The 16,137-nt window shown below is 37.8% G+C and carries 16 protein-coding genes and 2 pseudogenes; 3 read left to right on the top strand and 15 right to left on the bottom strand.

Annotated elements, in window-relative coordinates; all coding sequences use genetic code 11:
• Positions 1-12: 12 nt before the first annotated feature.
• The 12 genes and pseudogenes from fbp to ACW5MY_RS19045 all read right to left on the bottom strand — a co-directional run bounded on the left by fbp (position 13) and on the right by ACW5MY_RS19045 (position 9,142).
• Positions 13-1,938 (bottom strand): fructose-1,6-bisphosphatase, encoded by a 1,926-nt coding sequence (gene fbp / locus ACW5MY_RS19100; protein ID WP_013354186.1) that lies wholly within the window; start codon positions 1,936-1,938, stop codon positions 13-15.
• A gap of 230 nt (positions 1,939-2,168) precedes the next feature.
• The gene (locus tag ACW5MY_RS19095) at positions 2,169-2,579 is read right to left on the bottom strand and encodes a DUF421 domain-containing protein (protein WP_076983292.1); all 411 of its coding nucleotides are present in this window, start codon (positions 2,577-2,579) and stop codon (positions 2,169-2,171) included.
• Between the two features lie 60 nt (positions 2,580-2,639).
• A pseudogene (locus ACW5MY_RS19090) lies at positions 2,640-2,693 on the bottom strand (hypothetical protein); the annotation flags it as partial.
• A gap of 247 nt (positions 2,694-2,940) precedes the next feature.
• The gene (locus ACW5MY_RS19085) at positions 2,941-4,434 is read right to left on the bottom strand and encodes a phospholipase D-like domain-containing protein (protein WP_013352389.1); all 1,494 of its coding nucleotides are present in this window, start codon (positions 4,432-4,434) and stop codon (positions 2,941-2,943) included.
• 352 nt (positions 4,435-4,786) lie between these two features.
• A pseudogene (locus ACW5MY_RS19080) lies at positions 4,787-5,294 on the bottom strand (DUF421 domain-containing protein).
• Between the two features lie 115 nt (positions 5,295-5,409).
• On the bottom strand, positions 5,410-6,270 hold the full coding sequence (locus tag ACW5MY_RS19075) for a DUF421 domain-containing protein (RefSeq protein WP_061573669.1): 861 nt from the start codon (positions 6,268-6,270) through the stop codon (positions 5,410-5,412).
• A gap of 29 nt (positions 6,271-6,299) precedes the next feature.
• Positions 6,300-6,506: a DUF1657 domain-containing protein gene (locus ACW5MY_RS19070; protein ID WP_009336483.1), complete on the bottom strand. Its 207-nt coding sequence runs from the start codon at positions 6,504-6,506 to the stop codon at positions 6,300-6,302.
• An 11-nt stretch (positions 6,507-6,517) separates the two neighbouring features.
• Positions 6,518-6,868, bottom strand: a complete 351-nt coding sequence (gene spoVAE, locus ACW5MY_RS19065) for a stage V sporulation protein AE (protein WP_013352387.1) — start codon at positions 6,866-6,868, stop codon at positions 6,518-6,520.
• Positions 6,865-7,884, bottom strand: a complete 1,020-nt coding sequence (gene spoVAD / locus ACW5MY_RS19060) for a stage V sporulation protein AD (protein WP_013352386.1) — start codon at positions 7,882-7,884, stop codon at positions 6,865-6,867. Before spoVAD ends, spoVAE begins: the two co-directional genes overlap by 4 nt.
• Complete coding sequence (spoVAC, locus tag ACW5MY_RS19055; RefSeq protein ID WP_013352385.1) at positions 7,884-8,363, bottom strand: stage V sporulation protein AC; 480 nt, start codon at positions 8,361-8,363, stop codon at positions 7,884-7,886. Before spoVAC ends, spoVAD begins: the two co-directional genes overlap by 1 nt.
• A 17-nt stretch (positions 8,364-8,380) precedes the next feature.
• Positions 8,381-8,854 (bottom strand): YhcN/YlaJ family sporulation lipoprotein, encoded by a 474-nt coding sequence (locus tag ACW5MY_RS19050; protein ID WP_009336487.1) that lies wholly within the window; start codon positions 8,852-8,854, stop codon positions 8,381-8,383.
• Positions 8,855-8,935: 81 nt separating this feature from the next.
• On the bottom strand, positions 8,936-9,142 hold the full coding sequence (locus tag ACW5MY_RS19045; protein ID WP_013352384.1) for a DUF1657 domain-containing protein: 207 nt from the start codon (positions 9,140-9,142) through the stop codon (positions 8,936-8,938).
• A gap of 484 nt (positions 9,143-9,626) precedes the next feature.
• On the opposite strand from ACW5MY_RS19045, the gene ACW5MY_RS19040 reads away from it, so the two are divergent.
• Together ACW5MY_RS19040 and ACW5MY_RS19035 are read left to right on the top strand one after the other, a co-directional pair.
• A complete protein-coding gene (locus ACW5MY_RS19040) occupies positions 9,627-9,767 on the top strand; it encodes a hypothetical protein (RefSeq protein WP_013354185.1) in 141 nt (46 codons plus the stop codon).
• A 401-nt stretch (positions 9,768-10,168) separates the two neighbouring features.
• Complete coding sequence (locus ACW5MY_RS19035; RefSeq protein WP_041481646.1) at positions 10,169-10,621, top strand: hypothetical protein; 453 nt, start codon at positions 10,169-10,171, stop codon at positions 10,619-10,621.
• A 249-nt stretch (positions 10,622-10,870) separates the two neighbouring features.
• Here ACW5MY_RS19035 and ACW5MY_RS19030 read toward each other — a convergent pair whose 3' ends face one another.
• Positions 10,871-11,446 (bottom strand): recombinase family protein, encoded by a 576-nt coding sequence (locus tag ACW5MY_RS19030; protein ID WP_001169292.1) that lies wholly within the window; start codon positions 11,444-11,446, stop codon positions 10,871-10,873.
• 147 nt (positions 11,447-11,593) lie between these two features.
• On the opposite strand from ACW5MY_RS19030, the gene ACW5MY_RS19025 reads away from it, so the two are divergent.
• Positions 11,594-14,560 (top strand): Tn3 family transposase, encoded by a 2,967-nt coding sequence (locus tag ACW5MY_RS19025; protein ID WP_289394043.1) that lies wholly within the window; start codon positions 11,594-11,596, stop codon positions 14,558-14,560.
• Between the two features lie 508 nt (positions 14,561-15,068).
• Here the strand turns inward: ACW5MY_RS19025 and ACW5MY_RS19020 are convergent.
• Together ACW5MY_RS19020 and ACW5MY_RS19015 are read right to left on the bottom strand one after the other, a co-directional pair.
• The gene (locus ACW5MY_RS19020; protein ID WP_013354184.1) at positions 15,069-15,533 is read right to left on the bottom strand and encodes a hypothetical protein; all 465 of its coding nucleotides are present in this window, start codon (positions 15,531-15,533) and stop codon (positions 15,069-15,071) included.
• Between the two features lie 22 nt (positions 15,534-15,555).
• Positions 15,556-16,041: a GyrI-like domain-containing protein gene (locus tag ACW5MY_RS19015; protein WP_013354183.1), complete on the bottom strand. Its 486-nt coding sequence runs from the start codon at positions 16,039-16,041 to the stop codon at positions 15,556-15,558.
• Between the last annotated feature and the right edge of the window lie 96 nt (positions 16,042-16,137).

The following is a 16,137-nucleotide window of genomic DNA, read 5'->3' as shown; positions in this document are numbered from 1 at the left end:
CCTGAAAATTTCTCACTTCATATACCGATACTCCCGCAGTTTCTCCAAAATAGCCACTTCCTTCAGCAGTTCCTCGCCAACATTCGTTTCTTTTACTTTCTTCCGCTCCAGCTCTTTGTCGACTAAGCGTTTCACTGTTAAGACGTCGGTTCCGGTGCTCAGCACTTCGGCCTTTGAGTTAAAGTGTTTATGGGCGACGAGCTGCATGCCGTAAGAGTTGTATAAGAGCGTGTAGCCGGCGATGCCTGTTGTGGATTGGTAGGCTTTAGAGAAGCCTCCGTCGATGACGATCATTTTTCCGTTTGCTTTGATCGGATCTTCGCCTTCGATTTCTTTTACCGGTGTATGGCCGTTGATGATATGGCCGTGATCCGGGTTGAGACCGAACTCTTTCAGGATGTTTCGGCAGGTTGCCTCGTCTTCGCGCAAATAGTAATACGGGTTTTTCTTTTCTTTATGCGTTTCTTTCTCTTTAATGAAATACCGCTCAAAGGTCGTCATGGCGCGTTTTCCGAAGAGGGAGGAATACTCGCCTGTCCATAAATACCAGACCATGTCTGTCGCCAGATCATCGGTTTCTTCCGGGTGGGCGAAGGCATTCCGTAAGAACCGTTCAAATACATCGAGCAGCTCACGGCCCGCATAGGCTTTATCCTCAATCATCATCGTTTCCATGCTGCCGTTTTCGTCGACAGGAATACAGCCGTGAATCAATAGGTTGCCGTTGTATTTTAAGTAAAGGCTGCCTTTTTTCATCATAAAGTTCATATGGCGGCCCAGCTTTTCGGAATGCTGAACAGAGAACAGCAGCTTGTCCATGACTTCCGCTTCTTCCTCTAATAGCTCATCCGGCTGCTTTGGATTAACCGTCGCAAAGCAGGTGTTTTCCAGTTGATATGTTTTTCCGTTCAGCGTGATTTCATTTCGATCATAATCAATCTTTTCCAGTAACAGCCGTTCCTCCATGTTAAAGTTCGGCCGTCTCTTGATAATCGGGCTCTCAAGCTTGAATTGGATCATCGCGATCGCCTGATGAATTTTTGTGATTTGCTTAATTTCATCTTCTGGTCTGTTTTCATCCGCTTTCGGGCGGAAAGACGGGTTATCATCATAATATTTTTCGGCCAGGTTCAAGAGCGGTCTCAGGTTGATGCCGTAGACGTCTTCAATAATATCCAGGTTGTCATAGCGGGCACAGATGCGGATAATATTGGCCAGGCATACCTTCGAGCCGGAATAGGCGCCTATCCAGAGAACATCATGATTCCCCCATTGAATATCCACTGAATGATAGTTGATCAGTTCTTCCATAATTTTATCAGGCTGGGGTCCGCGGTCGTAAATATCGCCGACAACATGCAGATGGTCGACCACCAATCGCTGCGTGCTGTATGCAAGACCGGTGATCAGCTTATCGGCTTGGCCGAGCGCAATGATTTGTTCTATGATTTCGGAATAATATTGTTCCTTGTTGGCGGCTTGTTCTGTTTTGTACAGCAGCTCTTCAGAAATATAAGCAAATTGGGCAGGCAGCGCCTTGCGCAATTTGGAGCGGGTGTATTTGGAAGAGCAATAAGAAACGAGCTTAATCATTCGATGAATCGTTTCTTCATACCAATCGTTTAATGCTTCTTTTGTATCAAAGTCATGTTTGATTAATTTGAGTTTGTCTTCCGGATAATAGACCAATGCTGCCAGTTCATCAATTTCTCTATCGTAAATGACACCGCTGAAAATATCGCGGATCTTCTCTTTTACTCTTCCTGAACCATTCCGCAGCACGTGCTGGAATGCCTGATACTCCCCGTGCAAATCACTGACGAAATGCTCGGTTCCTTTCGGCAGGTTCAGTATTGCTTTCAGATTTATGATTTCTGTGACCACTTTTTCTTCACAATCGTATTTTTGTGCGAGCAGATCTAAATATTTCGTTTCCAATCTCGTCCATCCCCTTTTTATTTACGAGCATTTACATGATAAGGTGAATTTGGGGTAGCGTCAGGAAAATGCGGATTTACAACGTTAAGGAAACCAAAATATAAAAAGTCTAATTTCTCGGTGTTATAAGTGAAAAATTAGGCTTTAGTTACTTCATTAAAGCGCCTGATTGTTGAAGACTAAAGTTTATATTCACCAAGAAAATTGATGTGCTCTTATCCTAACAAATTTTATTTAGGACTTACATGTATGCCTTCACTCTCTCGCCAATCTGCGTAAAGTATACGCTTTACATTATCATATCCATTGGTAGTTAATTGGTTATCTAACCACTGTTGATCAAATCCGAGTTCATGTAAATTATCCCATAAAATTTCCCCATCTATAATTAACGATGTTGGGAGGTCTACTGGACTTTCTGGAAGATTGAGATCTGGTTTTTGATACTTGGATTTTAATAATAAACTTATTTGCCCATTAGCTTCCAATATACCGTATTTGACTTCGCGAACTGAAAAGACATTATTTTGACGGAGTATACTCAATACTTGATTTACATCTCTGTCCATAACACCATCTCGAATGATGATGTTAGGATTGCCTAATAAGAGAGAACGTGTCGATTTATTTTTTAGAGTCATAAACTCTATTCCCAACATAAGAAACGTCCACAATCCGATGGCATATAAAAAATGAAAAATCCCTACCTTATCTTCATAAATGTTATTTCCTAAAAAATCTCCAAGTACTAACACAAAAACTAAGTGAAACGGGGTTTAACTGATAGATGGATGTTCTGCCTGTTATGATAATGATAAAAAATAAAGTTGCAAAACCTACTATGACTTTGATTGTCAGTAAACCCAAAAAAACTTCACCCAAAATTTATTCCTCCATTTTATATTTCACTCGATTTCAAAAATCCTCATGTTTTAAAATATTTATATTACAACATGTAAGCTAATTAAAATCAGAAAGATAAATAATACCGGTTTTTTCAACTTATAATAATGGAGAAAGCACGCGAGCACCCTGTTCAACAATGCGCTCGGTCAGGGATCGTTGCAACAAGTCTTCAATTCTTAATGGTACAGAATCAGTAAGATCCCTCTCGAACTGCTCTGTGAGTTCCCTTGCCACATCAGCACTGTACACGACTTGACACACCTCATAATTCAGGCGAAAACTTCTCATATCATAGTTTGCTGAGCCTACGGCAGCAATCTCCTCATCGATGGTCAACACCTTCGCATGTATCATTCCTTTGTCGTACTGGTAGATTTGAACTCCAGCTTCTATAAGTTCTCCGTAATAAGTACGGCTTGCAAGACCCACGATTTTTTGATTATTGTGGCGAGGAACCAGCAATCTTACACGGACACCACGAGTTACTGCTGTCTTTAATGCCATGATAATATCCGTTTCTGGTACAAAATAGGGTGTTGTTAAATCAATAGTCTTGGTCGCCTGTGTTATACATATAAAGTAAGCTTGCCGAATGACTGGGGTAGGAATTCCAGGGTTTCCTTCCAACGTATGGATATACGCTTTATGCAATGTCCTAGTTTTTCCGGATATGTCCATTTCTTTATCATCAAGGGTGCTCAACTCTGATCCCAATTCGGCTGACCATTTGGAATGATCTGCTCTGCCGATTGAATTGATTTTCGTTACCTCTGATTTTGTTTTCAAATTTGTTTTTGATTTTATCCTTTCCGGCACAGCGATTTCCCAATGAACATCAAAAACAGTCTGCAAGTCGCCTGTTGCTTCCCCTATAATTTGCAAATGAGTGTCCCTCCAAAATCCTACGTCTGGCTTTAATCCTGTATATTCATACCCAACGTTCATACCGCCAGTAAAGGATTCCTTTCTGTCAATCGTCACAATCTTACAATGATCCCGATAATTCCAATTGGACAAAATCCAGGGAAATCGCAGAGGAAATATTGTCCTGCATTCTATCCCTGCTTCAACCATCTGCCGGATTTTTTCACGCGGGAATTTATAACTCCCCAAGCTATCTCTCATAAAACGAACCTGCACTCCATTTAATGCTTTTTCGATTAGCAGTTCTGTGATTCGATTACCAATTTGGTCGTTCCGATAGATGAAATATTCCAGATCAATGGTTTCTTGGGCTTTTTGCAGGGATACAAGGAGTTGATCATATTTTGCTATCCCATTGTTAAACACTTGGACTTGGCCCATTCGAAGCCCATTCACAGTGAAATGCCGTAAAGCATTGGCAATTACCGATGCTGAAGCACCGAATGTCTCAGGTAATTTGTTAGATTCATTTTTAGAACAGGTCAATCTTTTTCGATGAATAAACCTAGGGTTTGATATGCTAAGATATAGCCAGAAACCAATGACAGGTAAAAAAAGGACGATTATTATCCAATTCAAAGCCTTGGCAGGCCGACGAACTTCCCAAATTGCTATGAATAAGATAAAGAACGTATTTAACAGGTATAGATAAAAAATCCACTCCAACTGGAATCCCTCCTTCTGTTACTCTTAACATGTACAAACTATGTAACCAGTATACGTATGGAATATGAAGGGATTGTCTGTTATATATTATGGACTACCTTTATAAGAACTTGTATAAGATATTAAGAACGAAAAAAAGAGAATTAAGGTTGGGAAAGTTCTGACATCAAGAAAGGCGTAATGATCTGGGCACTGTCCTAACTAGAGACTTAGTGATTTTGAAAATTACCATCTGGTAAATTCCTAAATATAGGTATAATTTTTTATAAATTTGGAAAATGAAAGTGGTAAATGCAATAAGAAGTAAATAAGAGAAAACATTAATTTATATTGGGAGGAAATCGTCTTAAAATTAGTCGTTAACATCTTTTTTGTTAATGGTTAATGAATGATCGGTATCTCTAACAGCAGCATAAAAAAAATCTTTGATTTGAAGATATCCCTTTGCCTTTAGTTCTTCCTTTAACCACTTTTCATTTTTGTTGATAAATTTTAATTTACGCTTTTGCACTTTCCCTTCAATGACAACGGCTATGGGTAATCCGCGGTATTCCACTTTCATATGTAAATCTTTTGGAGTAATAGGAACTAATTCTTTTCTTGGAAAAATGCTAATTTCACCTGTTGCTTCCAAAATCGCATATTCATTATCGTGAATATCCGGATATCCTGTTGTTCTTAAATTAGACAACAGCTCAGGTAAAGGATATCTACTTTCCTTTAACTTTCGATTAAGATAAAAAAAGAATCGCTCCAAAATCATGAGGGGTAAGTTGGGCTAGAGCTGATTTCCCTAAAATATTTACTGCTACAATAAACACAATATAGATAAAAATAACTTTAACTAAAAAAATAGACACTTCTAACACCTCGTAAAAAAATTCACCTTAGTCCGAAATTGGACTAAGGTTTTTAAACTTATTTCAATTAAAAATGGTATCTTTTTTTCGTCATGTATGAATCTAAGCTAAATCCTTATCCTTTTAAAATAGGGGTCACTTTATCAATGGCTTCTTGTAATTTTTCACTGTTTAACCTATACATTTGTTTGGCGTCTTTTGATTCCGTTCCAAGAGCAAATAGTTCTAAGTCTGCTTGACATTTTTTCAAGGTTGAAAGAATTAAGGGTCTTTCTTGTGGGGGTGCGACTTGTAATTTATCGTCAAACAGATCAATCGTTAACTCTCCGTAAGAATTAACCTGTCCCAGAAATACATTTTCAATCGTTACCCCTAGTTTTTCTAATTCAGTTTGTAGCCAAGCCCGACTTCGTCCAATCGTGGCTAGTGGTTCATCCATTATTGTACCATCCATAATAATGGTCTGAGGCTCCTTGATTGAAGCAACCTTCAAGTTTATATCCTTTGCTGTTAAAGGTTGATTTTCTTTCTTTAGCATCACAGATAAATCACCTGTTGCCTCTAAAACAGCAAATTCTACATCAGAGACTTGAAAGACATCCTTCTTGCGAAGGAGATCTAACAGTTCATCTGTCGTATATCTTTCCTTTTTTAAATTATCTTCCATAATCTTCCCATCTTTGATAAATACAGTTGCTTTTCCTTCTATAAAATTGCGAAAACGTTTACTTTTTAATGAAATTAAACCAGCGAAAAAGGGAATAACCGCAAAAATGACAATTCCAATAATTCCGTGAAAAATGTTCCGTTCAAGTCCTATAGCCACTTCTGCACCAATATTCCCAATAGAAATACCGGTGACATATTCAAAGAAAGTTAGTTCGGAAATTTGCTTTTTCCCTAACCATTTTGTAATGAAAAGTAAAAGAGCAACAAATAATGCTGAGCGTACAGCTACATCTAACCATTCAGGCACTGCTTACACCTCCTGTAAATATAGTTTTTCTAGAAACCTTTGTACTGAAGTTCCTCTCCTTCTAGTTCTCCTACTCTTTTTTTTAAATCTTTTGTTACTTCGTGTACTACCATCATAGCCTCATGCAAAGTTCGCTTCGATTCATCATCAAGAGTCCGTAATGCTAAACTTGAGAGACTTGCTTCTACCCCTTTTAGACTGGCAAAACACTGTTTAACATCTGATCCTACTGTCATCCTAATTCTCCTTATCCTTTTGGCTTAAAAATTAAAGCTCCTATCATGCCGAAAACAATGGCAGCTGAAATACCAGAACTAGTTACTTCAAACATTCCTGTCAGTACACCAACTAACCCATGTTTTTCTGCTTCCTGCATCGCACCATGAACAAGCGAATTCCCAAAATTTGTAATCGGAACGGTAGCCCCTGCCCCAGCAAAATCAATCAAAGGCTCGTATAGTCCAAATCCATCTAAAAGCGCCCCAATCACTACAAGAGCACTTAAGGTATGACCTGGTGTCAATTTAAATACATCAAACATAATTTGCCCAATGATACAAATTAAACCGCCTACGACAAAAGCCCAAAAATAGATCATGTTAATTGTTCACCTCCGTATTCAATTGACACTGCATGGGCGATACAAGGAATTGTTTCATTTTGCTGAAAGGACAACGGTGAAAGCAAAGCACCTGTAGCCACAACTAACATGCGTTTAAATTCACCATTTTTCATGCGGTTTAATAAATGCCCATAAACTACCGTTGCTGAACAGCCTGCACCGCTTGCCCCTGCAAGAACGGGTTGTCCTTCCCGATAAATCATAAGGCCACAATCTTGGTATTGTTCTTCACTAATAGGAGTTCCATGCTTTTTAAATAGATCCATGGACACTTCCTGTCCGATTTGGCCAAGGTCACCGGTTACAATTAAATCGTAATAAGATGGCTCAACATTTCGTTCCTTTAAATGGGCTTCAATGGTATCAACCGCAGCTGGCGCCATAGCTCCTCCCATGTTAAATGGATCTGTCAATCCCATATCGATTACACGACCAATTGTGGCAGATGTGACATGAGGTCCTTCCCCAGAATCACTTAATAGGGCTGCACCTGCACCAGTAACCGTCCATTGTGCCGTAGGTGGCTTTTGTCCACCATACTCAGTTGGATACCGAAATTGTTTTTCAACAGCTGTATCATGACTGGAAGCTCCTGTTAACAAATATTTCGCTCCTTTTGTATTTACAATATAAGCACCTAGAGCCAGTCCTTCCATCGAGGTAGAGCAAGCACCGAATAAGCCAAAATAAGGCGCTCCAATCGTTCTGCTAGCGAAACTTGTTGGGGTGATTTGATTGATTAAGTCCCCAGCTAGGATAAATTGAACTTGATCCTTTTGTATGCCCCCTTTTTCCATGGCTTTTTGGCAAGCCTCTTCAAAAAGGATTTTATGTGCTTTCTCATAGGAATCCTGCCCAAGCCATAAATCAGCATGAAGAGTATCGAAATCATCTGGGATAGCACCATTGGCTTCAAATGGTCCACCAACGGTTCCAGTGGAGATAATGACAGGCTTTTGTTCGAAGATCCATGTACGATGACCTGCTAGCATTATAAACCACCCCACTGGATTAAAGTGGTTTTAATTAAGGCAATGACAAAAGCAGAAAAAACACCAAATAAAATAACCGCCCCCGCTAATTTAAATATGTTGCCACCTACGCCCAGTACAAATCCTTCGCTTCGATGCTCAATGGCAGGCGATATAACCGCATTGCCAAAACCTGTTACAGGTACAGCTGTTCCAGCCCCACCAAATTGGGCCATTCGATCATATACGCCAAAACCAGTAAGAAGCATTGTAATAAAAATTAACGTACCCACCGTCGGATTTCCGGCCGTTTGCTCAGTAAAATCGAAATAATAAATGTAAAAGTCTGAAATAAGCTGACCAATCAAACAAATAAGTCCACCGATTAAAAAGGCCTTAATACAATTTTTAACAACCGGTCTTTTGATCTCTCGTTGTTTTTGCAATTTTTGATATTCCTGTTGCACAGGAGTAAGTTGTTTCTTTTGATTGTTAGACATAACTCGATCCTTCCTCTTTAGGTTTGTTCCTTCATAAGACTTTTCAGTTTGTTCAAATCATTTTTTAAGTTCTTCTTATTCATATCGTTTTTTTTCAGTCTTTGCTCGACCTTTTCAAGTTCCCAGAATATTTTTTTATCAGTCGAAACAAAAACTTTATAGTCGGGATATTTTTTTTCTAAGTCGGATTTTACTGACTTCTCGATACTCTTTAATCGAAATCGATCAAAATTCTCAACTTTAATCGCTGCCATAAGCTCTTTATCAGTATTCACAGCTTTTACGTCTGTAATATCTTCCTTGGCAATTATCTTTTCTTTCGCATGATTGGCAACGGATTGATCAATTGGCTTACTTGTATGTACTTGCGAAATACCAAAAGTACTATTACCTTGAATAAATTCATTTTGATTACCATTACATCCTGATGCGAAACCAATGACCATTATAATAAAAAGTAGGTTTTTCAATGTGGTTATTTTATCTTTCAAAAAAATCACCTCCATGTTTTTCCATTATTTGAACAGCTGAAAAAGGTTGGTTAAGAGGCCAACCTTTTTTCGCCTTACTAATTACTGTTGTTTGTATTGAGGTTCTTCTTGTTCGATTTGTTGAACACGTGGTTCAATGCTGTCTACAACGGATTGGGTTTGCTTAGCTGCATCTTGGTAAAGTTGCTTAGCTTGTTGATTATCTGTACTAAGAGCAAATGTTTCAAAACTTGCTTGAGCACTTTTCAATCCTGCTAGAGCTGTTTTAACGTCATTTATTACTGTCATGATAATTTCCTCCTTCTTGAATTTTTTTTTACTCTTTTATTTTGCTTTATGGAGAATTTTTTATTCAATGATTTTTGGGAAATTTAAATCTAAATTATTTTTGACGTATAGCTCCATTTTTTCGATAATAACCCCTTTTCCATATCCCCATCATTTCTTCTATTTCTCGTTGACAGCAATAGCTCTTATAACTTTTCATTTTTTCTTTTCTCAACTTCAATTTCTTTTACACCCCTACCTTTATAAAATAAGATGATTGTATTTCCTGAAAGGACTAATATTTTTCCCATTTTTCGGATATTGTCCCAAAGTTTTAAGAGTTTCTCCCTCTTAATCATCCTATTTATGGGTATTTAACATTGAAAATGTAATAACAAAGATAAACGCATGCATTTGTCGCCGTATTAAGGTTTGTCTAATACATAAAAAGGAACTGTTTTGTTATTAAACATCAAATTTTTCATACATTTTAGAAGGTGAAAAAATGACAACAAAACAAAAAAGGAAATCCTTTCAACGTTTAACGTTAAAACCAAAAAAGGACATTGAAGAAATAAAACTTGGGATTAAACTGGGAGAAAAAAAGGAAACCAAAAATCCGAGATTGGGCGAAAGAGATGTATAGCTATATTTGATGGGGATTAATACAGAATTACAGGTAGGTGACATTGTCAAATTAAAAGTTGAAGATGTGAAAGGGAAAAATTCTTTTATATTCTGGAAGGCAAGACAACAAAAAACAGAAAGTAAATATTAGTATGCTATCTAATAGAATTGATAAAAAAATTGGATACATAATTGTTTCAAACTGGTAGAGACCATATGTATGAGCAGCAATTAATGTTCCATATTTTTCGTGGGTCAGGCAAACTCTTGTTCATCTAGACAGTAGGCTGATTGATTATTGATGCTTCTTTCTTAACAAAACACCTAAGTGATTCTCTGTGCATATACTGTATCATTACTACAGGATTATGATTAAATACAACTCAATCCATACATAAAATAATCAAGGAGAGGTTAATTTTGAAAATTCCAAAGACAGCCAAAGTTAGTATCCCCTTTCCATCCGTATGGGGGATTGATGCTTCTATTGCGGGGAGATCCATTATTAGAGGTATACTTACCATTGATTCCATTGTAGACAACAAAGTAGTAGGTACAGTTAATTTTCGTGGTATACCTATTCCGATTAATGGGTATTGGGACGAAAGCGCTAAACAAATAAGTTTCGATTCACCATATGCCTCCTTTTTTGGCAACTTGACAATAATTGATGAGACCGCTATAAGCATTCGGCATTTCATTTTAAGTGGACGGTTTATAATGAAACCTCCCTCTTTGCTGGCTGGTGAATACGGAAATTGGATTGCTACAACCTTTACAACCCGTTTGGGACCTCCCATATATACTAATGTTTTACCACCTGCTGGTGCCTTTACAGTCTCAAGTATGCTCTTGGGACAGCAATTGTTTTAATTAGACCATGACTTTATAAAAACAACCTTCCTTTGTGACTAAGGTTGTTTTTTAAAAGTGTTCTCGAAAAATACAGCCTTGCTTTAAATCTGAGTTTAGCGTATATCTCCGTTAAAATGTACTCGGAACCCTTTGATGATCGTGCCTAGTTAGATAAACAAATATTGATACTTCCTTATAGAAATAGCCTGCTTGGTTAGGTACGTTGTTTCACAATCCCCGGAAATTTTTAATATAAGTAATGAATGCTTATTTTTTTCCTTCCGATAGCTTTCTATATAAAGAAGCTCTAGATACATTTGTAATTTCACAAATTTGATTTACAGTCATATTTCCTTCTTTATATAGCTTTACTGCATAATTCATTCCTGCGTGATTTTTATGATATTTCTTTAACCGTCCTTTAAACTTCCCTTCTTTCTTTGCGAGCTCAATTCCTTCACGCTGACGCATACGAATAAGGTCTCGCTCTAATTGGTTAACACCAGCCATTACCGTAATTAAGAATTGGCTATATGGATTATCTTCTGATAAATCTAGCCATGTATCCTTAAGTGATTTTAAGCTTGCCTTTTTATTTCGTATTAAATCAATCAATTCAAATAAATCTTGCGTACTTCGAGTGATCCGAGTTAAATCTGTAACATAAATAATGTCACCTTCCTGTAAATCCTCTAACATTTTTTGAAGTTGTTCACGATCTTTTGTGGCTCCTGAAATTTTTTCTTCATAAATAATATCCATTCCAATTTCGTTCAATTGCCGAAATTGCCTTGAAGGATTTTGGCTAGTCGAACTGACGCGTACATAACCGATTTTCTGCAAAATTTCACCTCGTTTTTGAGACAAGTCTTATGAGACACTCTTAACTATGATTTTATCAGTCTACTATACTTGTATCAATAGAGTACACTCTATTGATATATAATTGAACTAATTAACTGAATAATTATGGAAATGGGATGATACTGAATGAAAATTGCGAGAGGTAGAGAATTGCTTACACTGGAACAGAGGCAGGATTTTATGCAAATCCCTGAAGATGAATGGATATTGGGGACCTACTTCACTTTTTCCAAACGGGATTTAGAAATAGTTAATAAGCGAAGGAGAGAAGAAAACCGTTTAGGGTTTGCTGTTCAATTAGCTGTTCTTCGGTATCCCGGTTGGCCATACACTCATATCAAAAGCATCCCGGAATCAGTCATACATTATATATCGAAACAAATCGGTGCCACTCCATCTTCGATTAGTCTTTATCCTCAAAGAGAAAATACACTTTGGGATCATTTGGAAGAACTTCGAAGTGAATACGACTTTGTAACTTTTACTCTAAGAGAATATCGAATAGCATTTAAGCATCTTCATCAATTAGCTTTTGAAAATGGCGATGCCATACATCTACTACATGAATGTATAGATTTTCTAAGAAAAAACAAAATCATACTGCCTGCTATTACTACACTTGAAAGAATGGTGTGGGAGGCAAGGGCAATGGCTGAAAAGAAACTGTTTAATACTGTTAGTCAATCTCTTACAAATGAACAAAAAGGAAAGCTTGAAGAGATCATTACTTCGCAGCATCCATCCGAATCCAATAAAACGATATTGGGTTGGTTAAAGGAACCGCCGGGTCATCCTTCACCCGAAACATTTCTAAAAGTAATAGAACGACTCGAATACATACGAGGAATGGAATTAGAAACGGTACAAATTAGTCATTTGCATCGCAATCGCCTGTTTCAACTATCTCGCTTAGGCTCAAGATATGAGCCATATGCATTCCGTGACTTTCAAGAAAATAAGCGATATTCGATATTAACCGTCTATTTATTACATCTTACTCAAGAGTTAACGGATAAAGCTTTTGAAATTCATGATAGACAAATACTTAGTCTGTTATCAAAAGGCCGTAAGGCTCAAGAGGAAATTCAGAAACAAAACGGTAAAAAGCTGAATGAGAAAGTTATACACTTTACGAACATCGGACAAGCTTTAATCAAAGCAAAAAAGGAAAAATTAGACGTTTTTGAGGTTTTAGAATCCGTTATCGAATGGAATTCTTTTGTCTCTTCGGTCGAAGAAGCTCAGGAGCTTGCACGCCCTGACGACTATGATTATTTAGACTTACTGCAAAAACGATTTTATTCACTTAGAAAATATACGCCAACGCTATTAAGGGTATTGGAATTTCATTCTACAAAAGCAAATGAGCCACTTTTACAAGCTGTTGAGATTATCCGTGGAATGAACGAATCCGGAAAGCGAAAAGTGCCTGATAACTCACCTGTGGATTTTATTTCAAAACGTTGGAAAAAGCATTTATACGAGGATGATGGTACAACAATCAATCGTCATTACTATGAAATGGCTGTTTTAACAGAACTTCGGGAGCATGTTAGGGCAGGAGATGTTTCCATTGTTGGCAGCAGACAATATAGAGACTTTGAAGAATATTTGTTTTCAGAAGATACATGGAATCAAACGAAGGAGAATACAAGATTATCAGTTAGTTTATCATTCGAGGATTATATGACGGAGAGAACCAGCAGCCTTAACAAAAGGTTAAAGTGGTTAGCTACCAATTCCAACAAGTTAGACGGGGTTTCTCTTGAAAAAGGAAAGCTGTCAATTGAACGCTTAGAAAAAGATGTTCCAGAAGAAGCAAAAAAATTTAGCGCAAGCCTGTATCAGATGCTACCAAGAATAAAATTAACCGATTTACTGATGGATATTGCTTATATAACAGGATTTCATGAGCAATTTATTCATGCTTCCAATAATCGAAAACCGGATAAAGAAGAAACAATTATTATTATGGCTGCTCTTTTAGGAATGGGAATGAATATTGGTTTAAGCAAAATGGCTGAAGCAACACCCGGACTTACATATAAGCAATTGGCCAATGTATCACAATGGCGCATGTATGAAGATGCAATGAATAAAGCCCAAGCCGTATTAGTAAATTTTCATCACAAATTGCAATTGTCCTCCTATTGGGGAGACGGTACAACATCCTCGTCCGATGGTATGAGAATGCAGATAGGCGTTTCATCGCTACATGCAGATGCAAACCCACATTATGGAACTGGAAAAGGAGCCACCATCTATCGTTTTACAAGTGATCAATTTTCTTCTTATTACACAAAGATTATTCATACTAATTCAAGAGATGCGATTCATGTTTTGGATGGTTTGTTACACCATGAGACGGATCTAAATATAGTAGAGCATTATACAGACACGGCTGGTTACACAGACCAAATATTCGGACTGACCCATTTATTAGGATTTAAATTTGCTCCAAGAATACGAGATTTATCAGACTCGAAATTATTTACAATAGATAAGGCAAGTGAGTATCCAAAATTAGAAGTCATTTTACGTGGACAAATAAATACAAAGGTCATTAAAGAGAATTATGAGGATGTTTTGCGATTAGCTCATTCTATAAGGGAAGGAACAGTTTCAGCATCCCTTATTATGGGGAAATTAGGTTCTTATTCAAGACAAAACAGCTTGGCTACAGCCTTACGTGAGATGGGCCGAATAGAAAAAACGATCTTTATTTTGAATTATATTTCGGATGAATCATTAAGAAGAAAAATACAAAAAGGATTGAATAAAGGAGAAGCCATGAATGGACTGGCAAGAGCTATTTTCTTCGGAAAACAAGGAGAGCTTAGGGAACGAACCATACAGCATCAATTGCAAAGAGCCAGTGCCTTAAACATCATTATCAATGCCATCAGTATCTGGAATACTTTACATCTAACAAAGGCAGTTGAATATCAAAAACGGTCAGGTAGTTTTAATGAAGAATTATTGCACCATATGTCACCTCTAGGTTGGGAACATATTAATTTACTTGGAGAATACCATTTTAATTCGGAGAAAATGGTCTCGTTAGATTCTTTAAGACCCTTGAAACTTTCTTAACGTTGTTAAAACTGGGGGAATAGTCGGGGAAATGGGCTTAGCGTTGTAAATCCGCATTTTCCTGACTGTACCCCAATTTAAAAGTATGACATTATGATTAAATCATTAGACCTTATATGATAGTACCGCATAACGCCTTTTTGAGACAATCAAAACGAGGGCAAGAGGCGCCGAGATGAGCGGAGAGAAAGCTTAAGGCAGACCGCGGAGAAGGTTTCTTTAACATGAATCGGATATTTCCTTCTATCACAGGGTTGTCTCATTTTCCAGAAATGAGATGAATGAAACAGATAGTTTTCAAGGGCCTTGAAATGGCGGCATTGTCGCAGGCTATGATTGCTTTGAAGCAGATTCTGGAGAGACCGCGGAATTCGCCGTGCCGAAGCTGATAATTTCAGCCCAAGTTTAAGCGAAAAAAACAGCACCTTCTCATTTAATGGAGAGGTGCTGTTTTGTAATTTGAATGCCAGATGAACATTCGATGCATGAATAGTTGTTTTTGCGTACTTTAATATTCTCCTTTAATGACAAAAAACGAGCCCCGAATTGTTCCGGCTAATTTAGACTTTTGCCTGGCAAACTTAAACTTCCCTTCTAACTCCTTTGGCACTTCCATCCCCTCAGAAAGCTTAAAACCAACAGCACGCTTCTTAGGGTCATCAACCGTATACATGACGTTGACCTCAAGACCATCCTCATAAAAGACGTAGGCCATTTTGATATTTTCCACTTGGAAACGCGACGTTTCTAAAGGTTTGGCCGCAAACTCAATATCACGTTCTTCTTTCAAAATTCGGTTTACATACTCAAGGGTCTCGCAGGACTCGCCGGCTGGTACCACCGTAAATTCATGCTTGTATTTGTTCATTAAGTAACGGGCTTCATTAGCACGTAAACCAGCAAGCGCTTCTGCCACGGGTGAAGACTCTAAACCAACAGCAGACACATTTTTAAAATCAACAATATATGACAATTCCATCTCTCCTTTTATCTCTTTATTTCCTGACAACAGGAATCCACATTTCACCAAATACTAAACCGTTTCGCTGCCCCATCTCAACCGTTGCATTCGGCCCGCCGACATAGGCAAAATTCTTTGCTTCCGGCAAGACCTGACCAAAGGCAATGCCGGTAAGCTTATTGCTCAATTCATCGGCCGTCTTCCCTTCCCCTTTCACAACCAGATATTCCCCCTTAGGAAATTGGATGACTCTGGTTTCTCCGGTCACTGACGCCTCTTCCTCTGTCATCACGCCAGCATAATGCATCAACCTGTTGTTTACCGCTTCGTTCACGGCAAAAATATAGTCATTTGCGGCAATGGCTTTCAAGGTGTCAAGCCTTCCATCTTGTTTGACGGCTTCCCAAAAGTCAGCCTTTTCCTTGTTTATGCCGGCATAGTCTGTGTAATCGCTCTTAAGCTCAGTAACAATACCAAAAACGGTAAATCCGTCTTTTTCTTCCAGAGTATAATTTTCCATATTCAAAACCTTCCTCTTTTTAAAATAATCAAATGATTTTTGTCTTTTCAATTGATGCGTTTATAATAACCTTAAATCATGTCAAAAAATGATACT

It is taken from the genome of Bacillus sp. Bwzl_19 (assembly GCF_054900515.1).
This window is presented reverse-complemented; position numbering and strand designations above follow the sequence as displayed.